The organism is Enterobacter cloacae complex sp. 302F9, assembly GCF_050030335.1.
GTDB classification, from domain to species: Bacteria; Pseudomonadota; Gammaproteobacteria; order Enterobacterales; family Enterobacteriaceae; genus Enterobacter; species Enterobacter hormaechei_C.
Window position 1 is genome coordinate 1624485 of sequence record NZ_JBLGUC010000001.1, and the last position, 13790, is coordinate 1638274.

Sequence of the window (13790 nt, forward strand, 5' to 3'; positions counted from 1 at the left end):
TTTTATTATGTTGAGTTGAGAGTTGAGTTTCATGGAATCCCTGACGTTACAACCTATCGCGCGGGTAGATGGCACCATTAATCTGCCTGGTTCAAAAAGTGTCTCGAACCGCGCTCTGCTGCTGGCAGCTCTGGCAAACGGCACCACCGTCCTCACTAATCTGCTGGACAGCGATGACGTGCGCCATATGCTCAATGCACTGAAAGCGTTGGGCGTTCAGTACGCGCTGTCTGACGATCGTACCCGTTGTGAAGTCACCGGTAACGGCGGCGCGTTACATTCTGCTGAAGCGCTGGAGCTTTTCCTGGGTAACGCCGGTACCGCGATGCGTCCTCTGGCCGCAGCGCTGTGTCTGGGGAGTAACGATATTGTGCTGACCGGTGAGCCGCGAATGAAAGAGCGTCCGATCGGCCATCTGGTGGATGCCCTGCGTCAGGGCGGCGCGCAGATTGATTATCTTGAGCAGGAAAATTACCCGCCCCTGCGTCTGCGCGGGGGATTCACTGGCGGCAATGTTGAGGTTGACGGTAGCGTTTCCAGCCAGTTCCTGACCGCGCTGCTGATGACCGCACCGCTGGCACCACAGGACACCGTCATCAGCATTAAAGGCGACCTGGTTTCTAAGCCGTACATTGATATCACCCTGCACCTGATGAACACCTTTGGCGTTGAGGTGGAAAACCAGTCTTATCAGCGTTTCGTGGTGCGCGGAGCGCAGCAGTACCAGTCGCCGGGCCACTACCTGGTTGAAGGCGATGCTTCATCCGCCTCCTATTTCCTTGCCGCAGGCGCGATTAAAGGCGGTACGGTAAAAGTGACGGGCATTGGCCGCAACAGCGTACAGGGCGATATCCGTTTTGCTGACGTGCTGGAAAAAATGGGCGCGGTGGTGACCTGGGGCGATGACTTCATCTCTTGTACCCACGGTGAGCTGAACGCCATCGATATGGATATGAACCATATTCCGGATGCGGCGATGACCATTGCCACCGCTGCGCTGTTTGCGAAAGGCACCACCACGCTGCGAAACATTTACAACTGGCGTGTGAAAGAGACGGACCGCCTGTTCGCGATGGCAACCGAGCTGCGTAAAGTGGGGGCCGAGGTAGAAGAGGGCGAAGACTACATTCGCGTCACGCCGCCGGCAAAACTGCAATTTGCAGAAATTGGCACCTACAACGATCACCGCATGGCGATGTGTTTCTCGCTGGTGGCGTTGTCAGATACGCCAGTCACTATCCTTGATCCGAAGTGTACGGCAAAAACGTTCCCGGACTACTTCGAACAGCTGGCGCGCATTAGCACCCTGGCCTGATGATCGTATGCCGCATCACCTGATGCGGCATTTCCTTACGCTTTCTGACACTCATCCTCTTTCATTTCTTCTACACTCTGCTTCAATCATTCCGTAATTTGCACGCAAAGGTAACAGTTGCGCACGTTGGCGCGTATAATGCGCGGCGTTCATGTAAACGGTATGCCTTAATTAAGGAGAAAAAGATGACGGCAATTGCCCCGGTAATCACCATTGATGGGCCAAGTGGCGCAGGGAAAGGTACTCTGTGCAAAGCGATGGCGGAAGCATTGCAATGGCATCTTTTAGATTCGGGAGCAATCTATCGCGTGCTGGCGCTGGCTGCGCTGCATCATCATGTGGATGTTGCGTCTGAAGAAGCGCTGGTACCGCTGGCTGCGCATCTGGATGTGCGCTTTGTCTCGACCGATGGCAACCTTGAAGTGATCCTGGAAGGGGAAGATGTCAGCGGTGAAATCCGTACGCAAGAAGTGGCCAATGCGGCCTCTCAGGTGGCGGCTTTCCCACGCGTTCGTGAAGCGCTGTTACGTCGCCAGCGCGGTTTCCGTGAAGCGCCGGGGCTGATCGCCGACGGCCGCGACATGGGAACCGTGGTATTCCCCGATGCGCCAGTGAAAATTTTCCTTGACGCCTCTTCAGAAGAACGTGCTCAACGCCGCATGCTTCAGTTGCAGGAAAAGGGGTTTAGTGTTAACTTTGATCGCCTTTTATCCGAGATAAAAGAGCGCGATGACCGCGATCGTAACCGCGCCGTCGCACCACTTGTTCCCGCGCAAGACGCATTAGTGCTGGATTCAACCAGTTTAACTATTGAGCAAGTGATTGAAAAAGCGCTACAATATGCGCGCCAAAAACTGGCACTCGCGTAATCGCGACCGATTTAGCAGTACCCCCGCTGCAATGGATTGACGGCGGGTATGTGAAACAACCCCATCCGGCACGGAGCCAGGTGGACGTTAATATTAACCTGAAGATTAAACATGACTGAATCTTTTGCTCAACTGTTTGAAGAATCCTTAAAAGAAATCGAAACCCGTCCGGGTTCCATCGTTCGTGGCGTTGTTGTTGCTATCGACAAAGACGTTGTACTGGTTGACGCCGGTCTGAAATCTGAGTCTGCCATCCCGGCTGAGCAGTTCAAAAACGCCCAGGGCGAGCTGGAAATCCAGGTTGGTGACGAAGTTGACGTTGCTCTGGACGCAGTAGAAGACGGCTTCGGCGAAACCCTGCTGTCTCGTGAGAAAGCTAAACGTCACGAAGCATGGATCACGCTGGAAAAAGCTTACGAAGAAGCTGAAACTGTGGTCGGTGTTATCAACGGCAAAGTTAAAGGTGGCTTCACTGTTGAGCTGAATGGTATTCGTGCGTTCCTGCCAGGTTCTCTGGTAGACGTTCGTCCAGTCCGTGACACCCTGCACCTCGAAGGCAAAGAGCTTGAGTTCAAAGTAATCAAGCTGGACCAGAAGCGTAACAACGTTGTTGTTTCCCGTCGTGCCGTTATCGAATCCGAAAACAGCGCAGAACGCGATCAGCTGCTGGAAAACCTGCAGGAAGGCATGGAAGTCAAAGGTATCGTTAAGAACCTCACTGACTACGGCGCATTCGTTGACCTGGGCGGCGTTGATGGCCTGCTGCACATCACCGACATGGCGTGGAAACGCGTTAAGCACCCAAGCGAAATCGTGAACGTGGGCGACGAAATCACTGTTAAAGTGCTGAAGTTCGACCGCGAGCGTACTCGTGTATCCCTCGGCCTGAAACAGCTGGGCGAAGATCCATGGGTAGCTATCGCTAAGCGTTACCCAGAAGGTACTAAACTGACTGGTCGCGTTACCAACCTGACTGACTACGGCTGCTTCGTTGAAATCGAAGAAGGCGTTGAAGGTCTGGTGCACGTTTCCGAAATGGACTGGACCAACAAAAACATCCACCCATCCAAAGTTGTTAACGTTGGTGATGTAGTGGAAGTGATGGTTCTGGATATCGACGAAGAACGTCGTCGTATCTCCCTGGGCCTGAAGCAATGCAAAAACAACCCATGGCAGCAGTTCGCGGAAACCCACAACAAGGGCGACCGTGTTGAAGGTAAAATCAAGTCTATCACTGACTTCGGTATCTTCATCGGCCTGGACGGCGGCATCGATGGCCTGGTTCACCTGTCTGACATCTCCTGGAACGTTGCAGGCGAAGAAGCAGTTCGTGAATACAAAAAAGGCGACGAAATCGCAGCAGTTGTTCTGCAAGTTGACGCAGAGCGTGAGCGTATCTCCCTGGGTGTTAAACAGCTCGCAGAAGATCCGTTCAACAACTGGGTTGCACTGAACAAGAAAGGCGCAATCGTAAACGGTAAAGTGACTGCTGTTGACGCTAAAGGCGCAACCGTAGAACTGGCTGACGGCGTTGAAGGTTACCTGCGCGCTTCCGAAGCTTCACGTGACCGCGTTGAAGATGCAACTCTGGTTCTGAGCGTTGGTGACGACGTTGAAGCTAAGTTCACCGGTGTTGACCGTAAGAACCGTGCAATCAGCCTGTCTGTTCGTGCTAAAGACGAAGCTGATGAGAAAGATGCAATCGCAACTGTGAACAAACAGGAAGATGCAAACTTCTCTAACAACGCAATGGCTGAAGCTTTCAAAGCAGCTAAAGGCGAGTAAGTTCAGGTTCGCACCATCATTTGAGCTGTAACGCATTTACAGCGCGAAGGATGGAGAGCAGACTTGACAGATTGCAGGATTCGTCCTGTAATCAATAACAAAGGGCGGCTACGGCCGCCCTTGTTTAATAAGCTGTTCAGCTAATGGGTTTGAAAGGAACCGGAGGAATCATGACCAAGTCAGAATTGATTGAAAGACTTGCCAGTCAGCAACCGCATATCCCTGCCAAGGCTGTGGAAGATGCCGTTAAAGAGATGCTGGAGCATATGGCTACCACTCTTGCCCAGGGCGAGCGCATTGAAATCCGCGGTTTCGGTAGTTTTTCTCTGCACTATCGTGCACCACGTACCGGGCGTAACCCGAAGACTGGTGATAAAGTGGAGCTGGAAGGAAAGTATGTTCCGCACTTTAAGCCGGGTAAAGAACTGCGCGATCGCGCCAATATTTACGGTAACTGAGTTTAATCATCAGGGTTAAACTGAGTTTAAAGAAAGCACCTTAGGGTGCTTTTTTTGTATCCCGCCCCTGCATTTCTGAATACGCGCCGCATTTAAATTTTCTCTTTGCTGTAAACGCTTAAAAACGTTGCAGCGCCCGCTGTAAATCACGTTTTTTCTGTCTGACGACGCATCAATCCCGCCGCATAATCACCTGAAACATGGAGGTGAAGATGGGGATCCACGTTATCAGTATGTGCGCCATTCTGGCCATAATCCCGCTCTATTGGTTACCCGTTTTGCCAGATTTGCATATTGTCTGGTTGCTGATTGCCGCAGGAATTGCGTTATCCGTACAGCAGAGAAAATGGCTCAGGTTTTCAGGCCTCGCATTGCTTTTTATGTGCTGGGGGATCCTGGCCGCTCAGGAAAGCGTGTGGCAGATGAACTATTTAACGCAAGCACCGCAGCAGACCGAGGTGGTCATTACCGCAACGGACGGCGCAACGATGCATCAGGGAAGGATTGTCAGCCTCAATGGAGAACGCGTGTGGGCTGCCATGGGCGTGGCGCTGTATGGCAACTATTTGCCGCAAAACGTCTGCGTGGGTCAACGCTGGGCAATGACCCTGCGGCTCAGGGCGGTACACGGAGAACTCAACGATGGCGGCTATGATTCACAGAAAAATGCCTTTGCCCGACACCAGACGCTGAGTGGACGGTTTACCCATGCGGCGCTCGTTGACGAAGGCTGTAGTCTGCGTGCGCAATACCTGACATCACTACAGAATACTCTTTCAGCATATCAGTGGGGACCCGTGATCCTGGGGCTGGGGATGGGGGAGCGGCTGTCGGTCTCGCGGGAGATAAAAAACCTGATGCGTGATACCGGAACGATGCATCTGATGGCAATCTCGGGATTACATATTGCGCTGGCCGCTTCTGTCATCTGGTTTCTGGCGCGGGGCATCCAGTTCTTCCTGCCGGGCCGCTGGATTATCTGGCAAATCCCCTTGCTGGCAGGGCTGATTTTTGCCGCGTTTTACGCATGGCTAACGGGCTTGCAGCCGCCCGCGCTGCGCACGGTTATCGCGCTTGTGGTACTGGCTGCATTAAAAATGAGCGGTCACCAGTGGTCGCCCTGGCAGGTATGGCTTACCTGCGTGGCGGCGATCCTGATTTTCGACCCACTGGCGGTACTGTCACAAAGCCTGGCGTTGTCAGCGTTTGCGGTCGCCGCGCTTATTTTTTGGTATCAGTGGTTGCCTCTCCCGCACTGGCAACGTGGCCGGTGCCTGCGGCCGCTGGTTACGCTGTTGTATTTGCAGGTTGGAATGCTGCTGCTTCTGTTGCCGCTTCAGGTCCTGATTTTCCATGGTTTCAGCCTCTCCTCGCTGGTGGCGAACCTGTTTGCCGTTCCTCTGGTCACGTTTATCTCAGTTCCGCTGATCCTGCTCGGCATGTTTCTGCATCTGTTTCCGGTCGCTGCGCTGGAAAGTATTGTCTGGCTGGCTACTGATAAATCTCTGGCAGGGCTTTTCTGGCTATTGATGCGTTTACCGAATGGCTGGCAGGACGTTGATGAACGCTGGCAATACCTGACGTTACTGCCGTGGCTGCTGGTCATTGGCTGGCGATTCAGGGCCTTCAGCGCAGCACCCGCAGTCTGTCTGGCAGGCAGCGTGGTGCTGGCCTTTCCCCTCTGGCACAGGGTTAAAACAGACAGCTGGTCCCTGCATATGCTGGATGTAGGGCAGGGGCTGGCGATGGTCATTGAGCGTCACGGCAAGGCCATTCTGTATGACACCGGGCTGGCATGGCCCGGTGGGGACAGTGCGCAACAGCTGATTATCCCCTGGCTACGCTGGCATCATCTGAGACCGGAAGGGGTGATCCTGAGCCATGAACATCTCGACCACGCGGGGGGACTGGCATCGCTAAAAGATGCCTGGCCCGCAATGTGGATCAGGAGCCCCTTATCCTGGTCCGGACATCTTCCGTGCTTTCGAGGACAGCGATGGCAGTGGCAGGGTTTAACGTTCTCCGTGCACTGGCCACCCGAAAACACCTCGGCGAAAGGTAACAACCGCTCCTGCGTGGTAAAAATCGATGACGGCGAACAGAGCGTTTTACTGACCGGAGACATTGAAGCGCAGGCAGAACTGGCAATGCTGAGCCACCGCTGGCGTCAGCTTGCGTCTACACTGATTCAGGTGCCGCATCATGGAAGTAACACGTCATCTTCAACACTGTTGCTACAGCGCGTAGAGGGGCAGGTTTCGCTGGCCTCGATGGCCCGCTATAACGCGTGGCGTTTCCCTTCTATTAAAGTGGTCCGGCGCTATCGAACGGAGGGATATCTCTGGCTTGATACCCCGCAGTCCGGGCAGATATCTGTGACCTTTTCGCACCATAGTCGGCAAATTCGTCGCTTACGCGAACACTATTTACCGCGTTGGTATCATCAGTGGTTTGGCGCGCCCGTAGATAACGGGTAGAATATGCGGCTATTTCAACAAATGCTGGTTTTTTGAATGCATAACGACAAAGATCTCTCCACGTGGCAAACGTTCCGCCGGCTCTGGCCGATGATTGCTCCTTTCAAAACAGGCTTGATCGTGGCGGGCGTAGCGTTAATCCTCAACGCAGCCAGCGATACGTTTATGTTATCGCTTCTCAAACCGTTACTGGATGACGGTTTTGGTAAAACGGATCGTTCAGTGCTGCTATGGATGCCGCTGGTGGTTATTGGGCTGATGATCTTACGCGGAATCTCCAGCTATGTATCCAGCTACTGCATCTCCTGGGTATCCGGTAAAGTGGTGATGACCATGCGCCGTCGGTTATTCAGCCATATGATGGGGATGCCAGTCTCATTCTTTGACAAACAGTCAACCGGTACCCTGCTGTCGCGTATTACCTACGATTCGGAGCAAGTGGCCTCGTCCTCTTCCAGCGCACTGATTACCGTTGTGCGTGAAGGCGCATCCATCATCGGCCTGTTCGCGATGATGTTCTATTACAGCTGGCAACTGTCGCTGATCCTTATTGTGCTGGCGCCGATTGTCTCCATCGCGATCCGCGTGGTATCAAAGCGTTTTCGCAACATCAGTAAAAATATGCAGAATACGATGGGGCAGGTGACTACCAGCGCCGAGCAGATGCTGAAAGGCCATAAGGAAGTGTTGATTTTCGGCGGTCAGGAAGTCGAAACCAAACGCTTTGACAAGGTCAGCAACAGAATGCGCCTGCAAGGAATGAAAATGGTATCGGCCTCGTCGATTTCCGATCCGATCATTCAGCTGATTGCCTCTCTGGCCCTGGCCTTCGTCTTGTATGCCGCCAGTTTCCCGAGCGTCATGGAAACCCTGACTGCGGGTACCATTACGGTGGTGTTCTCATCCATGATTGCGCTAATGCGTCCGCTGAAATCGCTGACTAACGTCAACGCCCAGTTCCAGCGCGGGATGGCAGCCTGTCAGACGCTATTCAGCATCCTCGATTCCGAACAGGAAAAAGATGAAGGTACACGCGAGATCGAGCGCGCTAAAGGCGACCTGGAATTCCGTAACGTCACCTTTACCTATCCAGGCCGTGAAGTGCCGGCGCTGCGTGATATCAGCCTGTCCATCCCGGCGGGTAAAACCGTTGCGCTGGTCGGTCGTTCCGGTTCGGGCAAGTCGACCATTGCCAGCCTGATTACCCGTTTCTACGATATCGACCAGGGCGAGATCCTGCTTGATGGTCACGACCTGCGGGAATATACCCTCCAGTCGCTGCGTAACCAGGTCGCGCTGGTCTCGCAGAACGTGCATCTGTTCAACGATACGGTGGCGAACAACATTGCGTATGCCCGTACCGAAGAGTACAGCCGTGAAGAGATTGAGAATGCGGCGCGTATGGCCTATGCGATGGACTTCATTAACAAAATGGATAACGGTCTGGATACGATCATTGGCGAAAACGGGGTGCTGCTCTCAGGTGGTCAGCGTCAGCGTATCGCGATTGCCCGCGCGCTGCTGCGCAACAGCCCGATTCTGATCCTCGATGAAGCAACGTCCGCACTGGATACGGAATCTGAACGCGCTATTCAGTCTGCTCTGGATGAATTACAGAAAAACCGTACCTCGCTGGTTATCGCGCACCGCCTGTCGACCATCGAACAGGCTGACGAAATCGTGGTGGTGGAAGATGGCGTGATCGTTGAACGCGGCAGCCATGCGGACCTGCTGGAACAGCGTGGTGTTTACGCGCAGCTTCATAAAATGCAGTTCGGTCAATGATTGCACGCATCTGGTCGGGGGAATCCCCTCTGTGGGTGCTGCTTCTCCCGCTCTCCTGGCTGTATGGCCTGGTGAGCGGTGCTATTCGTCTGCTTTACCGCCTCGGGATCAAGCGCGCCTGGCGCGCACCGGTACCGGTGGTGGTGGTCGGCAACCTGACGGCGGGTGGAAACGGCAAAACCCCGGTGGTGATCTGGCTGGTAGAACAGCTCCATAAACGCGGTATCCGCCCGGGAGTTGTCTCACGCGGTTACGGTGGTAAAGCGGCGCAGTATCCACTGGTGCTGAGCCCAGCTACGACAACCGCTGAAGCCGGTGATGAGCCGGTACTGATTTACCAGCGTACCGGCGCGCCGGTTGCGGTATCGCCGGTGCGCAGTGATGCCGTGAAGGCACTGCTTGCGGAGCATGACGTACAAATCGTTATTACCGATGATGGTTTGCAGCATTACGCGCTGGCGCGTGACAAAGAGATCGTGGTCATTGACGGCGTGCGGCGTTTTGGCAACGGCTGGTGGCTGCCAGCCGGTCCAATGCGTGAGCGTGCGTCGCGCCTGAAGAGCGTCGATGCTGTGATTGTAAACGGTGGTGAAGCCAGAGCGGGCGAAATCCCGATGCATCTTCGTCCCGGACAGGCCGTGAATATGTTGACCGGCGTGCGTAAAGACGTCGCGCAACTGGAACATCTGGTTGCGATGGCCGGTATAGGTCATCCGCCGCGTTTCTTCGCAACGCTGGAGCAGTGCGGCGCAAAGCTTGATAAACGGGTGCCGCTCGCCGATCACCAAGCGTTAGTTGCCGAAGAGGTTGAAAGGCTGGCAGCGCCGGGACAGACGCTGATCATGACGGAAAAAGACGCGGTAAAATGCCGGGCCTTTGCGAAAGAAAACTGGTGGTATCTGCCGGTTGACGCTGAACTCAGCGGCGAACAGCCGGAACATTTGCTCAAGGAACTGCTCGCGTTAGTGCAGTAACTTCTACGCGGTTCCGGTGGCGCTTTGACTAACAGGAAAACGCATGTCTCTACCGCAATTCTCACTTGCAGCCGCACGAAACCTGCATCTTGCCGCCCAGGGGCTTCTGAAAAAGCCCCGCCGCCGCGCGCAGCCAGCTGATATCCTCTCTACCGTGCAACGCATGTCGTTGCTGCAAATCGACACCATTAACATCGTGGCGCGTAGCCCGTATCTGGTCCTGTTTAGCCGCCTGGGAAACTATCCTCCGCAGTGGCTGGATAATGCGCTAAGTCAGGGCGAACTGATGGAATACTGGGCGCATGAAGCCTGTTTTCTCCCACGAAGCGATTTTGCCCTGGTGCGTCACCGCATGCTCGCCCCGGACAAAATGGGCTGGAAATACCGTCAGGAGTGGATGGTGGAACACGCGGATGAAATAGAGCAACTGATTGCCCATATTCAGGAAAACGGGCCGGTACGCTCCGCGGATTTTGAACACCCGCGAAAAGGCGCAAGCGGATGGTGGGAGTGGAAACCGCACAAACGCCATCTTGAAGGGCTGTTTACGTCGGGCAAAGTGATGGTGGTCGAGCGTCGCAACTTTCAGCGCGTCTATGACCTCACACACCGCGTTATGCCTCACTGGGACGATACGCGTGACCTGCTGTCTCAGGACGCTGCCGAAGCAATCATGCTCGGGAATAGCGCCCGCAGCCTTGGCATCTTCCGTCCACAGTGGCTGGCGGATTATTATCGTCTGCGTCAGCCGCAGCTAAAACCACTGCTGGAATCGTGGCAGCGCGAACAGCGCGTCATGCCGGTCTCGGTAGAGTCGTTAGGTGAAATGTGGTTGCATGCGGATTTGTTCCCTCTGCTGGCGCAGGCGCAGGAGGGCAAACTCCAGGCGACCCACAGTGCCGTGCTGTCGCCGTTCGACCCCGTTGTCTGGGACAGAAAGCGGGCCGGGCAGTTGTTTAATTTCAGCTACCGTCTGGAATGCTACACTCCGGCGCCCAGACGGCAGTATGGTTATTTTGTTTTGCCGCTGCTGCACAAAGGCCAGCTAGTCGGGCGCATGGACGCTAAAATGCACCGTAAAACCGGCATGCTTGAAATTATCGCGCTCTGGCTTGAAGAGGGCATAAAGGTGATGGCTGGCCTGGAGAAAGGGTTAACGACTGCGCTCAGTGAATTTGCCCGCTGGCAGGGGGCGCATGAAATTGTACTCGGTCGCGTGCCTGCGGGGCTGTTTACGACCTGTCGAGGTGGCTGGGAAACAGGCACTCCCTGAAAAGGGAATGTGATAAGCTTTAGCGATTACCCATACGGAGGAACTATGGATCACCGTTTACTTGAAATTATTGCCTGCCCGGTGTGCAACGGCAAACTGTATTACAGCCAGGATAAACAAGAGCTGATTTGCAAACTGGACAGCCTGGCGTTCCCGCTGCGTGACGGTATTCCGGTCCTGCTGGAAAATGAAGCCCGTTCCCTGGTGGCAGAAGAGATCAAACCATGAGTTTTGTTGTCATTATCCCTGCGCGTTATGCTTCAACGCGCCTGCCAGGTAAACCGCTGGTGGATATCAATGGCAAACCGATGATTGTGCATGTCCTTGAACGGGCACGCGAATCGGGCGCCGGACGCGTCATCGTCGCCACCGATCACCCGGATGTTGCGCGCGCGGTTGAGGCCGCGGGTGGGGAAGTGTGCATGACCCGTGCCGATCATCAGTCAGGCACCGAGCGCCTTGCGGAAGTCGTCGAAAAATGCGGTTTCAGCGACGAGACGGTGATTGTGAACGTGCAGGGCGATGAGCCGATGATCCCGGCGGCGATTATCCGTCAGGTGGCCGACAACCTGGCTCAGCGTCAGGTCGGGATGGCGACCCTCGCGGTGCCGATTCACCACGCTGAAGAGGCGTTCAATCCGAATGCGGTGAAAGTGGTCATGGACGCAGAGGGCTACGCGCTCTATTTCTCCCGCGCCACCATTCCGTGGGATCGCGATCGTTTCGCGCAATCGAAAGAGACAATCGGCGAAACCTTCCTGCGCCACATCGGTATTTACGGCTACCGCGCCGGCTTTATTCGTCGCTACGTCGCCTGGGCACCAAGCCCGCTGGAGCATATTGAAATGCTCGAACAGCTTCGCGTGCTGTGGTACGGCGAGAAAATTCACGTTGCGGTTGCCCAGGAAATCCCAGGCACCGGCGTGGATACCCCTGAAGATCTCGAGCGCGTACGCGTCGAAATGCGTTGATTCGCTGGCATCCCCTCGTCTGGGGGGATGCTCTCCCGCCTGGCTATTTTCCTTTTCTTTTTCATTATTGATCTCTACCGGGTGACATCCGGGTTTCGCGCGCTCATTATAAAAGCAGTAGTCTTAATGGGGGTAATCTCATATGGAACAGCTGCGTGCTGAACTCAGCCATCTCCTTGGCGAAAAGCTAAGCCGGGTGGAATGCGTGAATGAAAAGGCCGACACCGCACTCTGGTCGTTGTACGACAGTCAGGGAAACCCCATGCCGCTGATGGCCAGAAGTTTTACCTCGCCGGGCGTCGCCAGACAGCTGGCCTGGAAAATGTCGATGCTGGCGCGGGAAGGGACTGTCCGCATGCCGACGGTCTACGGCGTGATGACCCATGAGGAGCATCCCGGCCCGGATGTTCTGCTTATCGAACGTTTACGCGGGGTTTCTGTTGAAGCCCCGACGCGTACACCGGAGCGCTGGGAACAGCTGAAAGATCAGATTGTCGAGGCTCTGCTTGCCTGGCATCGGCAGGACAGCCGGGGTCTTGTTGGCGCGGTGGACAGCACGCAGGAAAACCTGTGGCCGCTGTGGTATCGCCAGCGTGTTGAAGTGCTGTGGGGCACGCTGAACCAGTTCAACAACACCGGTTTAACGATGCAGGACAAACGTATTTTATTCCGCACCCGGGAGTGTCTGCCGACGCTGTTTGAGGGTTTTAACGACAACTGCGTGCTGGTTCACGGCAATTTCACGCTGCGCAGTATGCTTAAAGACTCGCGCAGCGACCAGCTGCTGGCGATGGTCGGGCCGGGGATCATGCTCTGGGCGCCGCGCGAGTACGAACTGTTCAGGCTGAGCGAGGGCGGGGCGGCGGAAGATTTGCTCTGGCACTATCTTCAGCGCGCCCCTGTTGCGGAGGCCTTTCTCTGGCGACGCTGGCTCTATCTTCTCTGGGATGAGGTGGCGCAGCTGGTCAACACCGGGCGCTTTAATCGCGCCAGTTTCGATCTGGCCGCAAAATCACTCCTGCCCTGGCTTGCCTGACGAACCTTTGAGCCACTGCCAGAGGCGGCCAAGCGTCTCGTAGCCGACGCGATCGCTGTGCATCAGCCATACCGGGGACGGGATTATCCGTTCCCACGGATTGAGCGGGGCGTCAATAGCCATCTGGTTTGCCGGAGCAGGAAGCGGATGCAGGCCCTGCTTCTCAAAGAAAATCATTGCGCGCGGCAGGTGTGAAGCAGAGGTCACCAGCAGGAACGGAACATCACCGATGGCCTGTTTCACCGCCGCCGCCTCTTCTTCGGTATCTTTTGGGCTATCCAGCGTGATGATGGCGGAACGTGGTACGCCAAGCGATTCAGCCACTCTTGCTCCTGCTTCAGCGGTACTGACCGGGTTGGTTTTTGCCGCAGCGCCCGTGAAGATCATCTTCGATCCCGGATTGGCCAGCCACAGGCGGATCCCCTCGTTCAGGCGCGGCAGGCTGTTGTTGATCAGGTTCGAGCTGGGCGCCCAGTTCGGATCCCAGGTATACCCGCCGCCCAGCACCACGATATAGCCCACCTTCTGATTTCCCTGCCATGTCGGGTAGGTGTTTTCAATCGGACGTAATAAACCGTCAGCGACCGGTTGCAGGCTGAGTAACAGCAGCGCCAGCCAGCCCACGGTAACGAGGGATTTACCGCTTTTCTGAAAGCGGCTAAACCATATTAATGCCAGCCCCAGCGCGATGAGAAGCAACAGCAGGGGAAGGGGAAGCATCATGCCTCCGATATATTTTTTTAGGGTAAAAAGCATCCTTTTTGGTTCCTTTTTTAACCATACAGCAGGCGATTGTCGGTGATATTACACCAGAGTGGTTCATTCTCCGCGCGGGTGTGACAAAATA

The 13790-nt window shown here is 55.2% G+C and carries 12 protein-coding genes; 11 read left to right on the forward strand and 1 reads right to left on the reverse strand.

The genetic code is table 11. From position 1 onward, the window contains the following. Positions 1–31: 31 nt before the first annotated feature. The 11 genes from aroA (at position 32) to ACQG0T_RS07665 (ending at position 12943) form a co-directional block, all read left to right on the forward strand. Positions 32–1315 carry a 3-phosphoshikimate 1-carboxyvinyltransferase gene (gene aroA / locus ACQG0T_RS07615; protein ID WP_015570969.1) on the forward strand — a complete coding sequence of 428 codons (1284 nt, stop codon included), beginning with the start codon at positions 32–34 and terminating at the stop codon, positions 1313–1315. A gap of 185 nt (positions 1316–1500) precedes the next feature. Next, on the forward strand, positions 1501–2184 hold the full coding sequence (gene cmk, locus ACQG0T_RS07620) for a (d)CMP kinase (protein WP_015570968.1): 684 nt from the start codon (positions 1501–1503) through the stop codon (positions 2182–2184). Positions 2185–2295: 111 nt separating this feature from the next. Continuing rightward, on the forward strand, positions 2296–3969 hold the full coding sequence (gene rpsA, locus ACQG0T_RS07625) for a 30S ribosomal protein S1 (RefSeq protein ID WP_003858235.1): 1674 nt from the start codon (positions 2296–2298) through the stop codon (positions 3967–3969). Positions 3970–4139: 170 nt separating this feature from the next. Then, a complete protein-coding gene (gene ihfB, locus ACQG0T_RS07630; protein WP_003858233.1) occupies positions 4140–4427 on the forward strand; it encodes an integration host factor subunit beta in 288 nt (95 codons plus the stop codon). Positions 4428–4639: 212 nt separating this feature from the next. Continuing rightward, the gene (locus ACQG0T_RS07635; RefSeq protein ID WP_271040653.1) at positions 4640–6904 is read left to right on the forward strand and encodes a ComEC family protein; all 2265 of its coding nucleotides are present in this window, start codon (positions 4640–4642) and stop codon (positions 6902–6904) included. Positions 6905–6940: 36 nt separating this feature from the next. Further along, on the forward strand, positions 6941–8689 hold the full coding sequence (gene msbA / locus ACQG0T_RS07640) for a lipid A ABC transporter ATP-binding protein/permease MsbA (RefSeq protein WP_032103950.1): 1749 nt from the start codon (positions 6941–6943) through the stop codon (positions 8687–8689). After that, the gene (gene lpxK / locus ACQG0T_RS07645; protein ID WP_015570966.1) at positions 8686–9663 is read left to right on the forward strand and encodes a tetraacyldisaccharide 4'-kinase; all 978 of its coding nucleotides are present in this window, start codon (positions 8686–8688) and stop codon (positions 9661–9663) included. Before msbA ends, lpxK begins: the two co-directional genes overlap by 4 nt. A 43-nt stretch (positions 9664–9706) precedes the next feature. Next, entirely contained in the window at positions 9707–10936 is a 1230-nt protein-coding gene (locus tag ACQG0T_RS07650; RefSeq protein ID WP_271040654.1) for a winged helix-turn-helix domain-containing protein, read from the forward strand. Positions 10937–10981: 45 nt separating this feature from the next. Further along, a complete protein-coding gene (gene ycaR, locus ACQG0T_RS07655; RefSeq protein WP_003858220.1) occupies positions 10982–11164 on the forward strand; it encodes a protein YcaR in 183 nt (60 codons plus the stop codon). Then, positions 11161–11907 carry a 3-deoxy-manno-octulosonate cytidylyltransferase gene (gene kdsB, locus ACQG0T_RS07660; RefSeq protein WP_015570964.1) on the forward strand — a complete coding sequence of 249 codons (747 nt, stop codon included), beginning with the start codon at positions 11161–11163 and terminating at the stop codon, positions 11905–11907. Before ycaR ends, kdsB begins: the two co-directional genes overlap by 4 nt. A 142-nt stretch (positions 11908–12049) precedes the next feature. Continuing rightward, positions 12050–12943, forward strand: a complete 894-nt coding sequence (locus ACQG0T_RS07665) for a YcbJ family phosphotransferase (protein WP_003858216.1) — start codon at positions 12050–12052, stop codon at positions 12941–12943. On the opposite strand, the gene elyC is transcribed toward ACQG0T_RS07665, so the two are convergent. Further along, positions 12920–13699 carry an envelope biogenesis factor ElyC gene (elyC, locus tag ACQG0T_RS07670; RefSeq protein ID WP_015570963.1) on the reverse strand — a complete coding sequence of 260 codons (780 nt, stop codon included), beginning with the start codon at positions 13697–13699 and terminating at the stop codon, positions 12920–12922. The genes ACQG0T_RS07665 and elyC overlap by 24 nt on opposite strands. Between the last annotated feature and the right edge of the window lie 91 nt (positions 13700–13790).

What these genes read in the sequence shown, in the direction of transcription:
- msbA (WP_032103950.1), top strand. Translation starts at nt 6,941, where the DNA reads ATGCATAACGACAAAGATCTCTCCACGTGGCAAACGTTCCGCCGGCTC.
- cmk (WP_015570968.1), top strand. Translation starts at nt 1,501, where the DNA reads ATGACGGCAATTGCCCCGGTAATCACCATTGATGGGCCAAGTGGCGCA.
- ACQG0T_RS07635 (WP_271040653.1), top strand. Translation starts at nt 4,640, where the DNA reads ATGGGGATCCACGTTATCAGTATGTGCGCCATTCTGGCCATAATCCCG.
- ihfB (WP_003858233.1), top strand. Translation starts at nt 4,140, where the DNA reads ATGACCAAGTCAGAATTGATTGAAAGACTTGCCAGTCAGCAACCGCAT.
- rpsA (WP_003858235.1), top strand. Translation starts at nt 2,296, where the DNA reads ATGACTGAATCTTTTGCTCAACTGTTTGAAGAATCCTTAAAAGAAATC.
- ACQG0T_RS07650 (WP_271040654.1), top strand. Translation starts at nt 9,707, where the DNA reads ATGTCTCTACCGCAATTCTCACTTGCAGCCGCACGAAACCTGCATCTT.
- aroA (WP_015570969.1), top strand. Translation starts at nt 32, where the DNA reads ATGGAATCCCTGACGTTACAACCTATCGCGCGGGTAGATGGCACCATT.
- ACQG0T_RS07665 (WP_003858216.1), top strand. Translation starts at nt 12,050, where the DNA reads ATGGAACAGCTGCGTGCTGAACTCAGCCATCTCCTTGGCGAAAAGCTA.
- kdsB (WP_015570964.1), top strand. Translation starts at nt 11,161, where the DNA reads ATGAGTTTTGTTGTCATTATCCCTGCGCGTTATGCTTCAACGCGCCTG.
- lpxK (WP_015570966.1), top strand. Translation starts at nt 8,686, where the DNA reads ATGATTGCACGCATCTGGTCGGGGGAATCCCCTCTGTGGGTGCTGCTT.
- elyC (WP_015570963.1), bottom strand. Translation starts at nt 13,699, where the DNA reads ATGCTTTTTACCCTAAAAAAATATATCGGAGGCATGATGCTTCCCCTT.
- ycaR (WP_003858220.1), top strand. Translation starts at nt 10,982, where the DNA reads ATGGATCACCGTTTACTTGAAATTATTGCCTGCCCGGTGTGCAACGGC.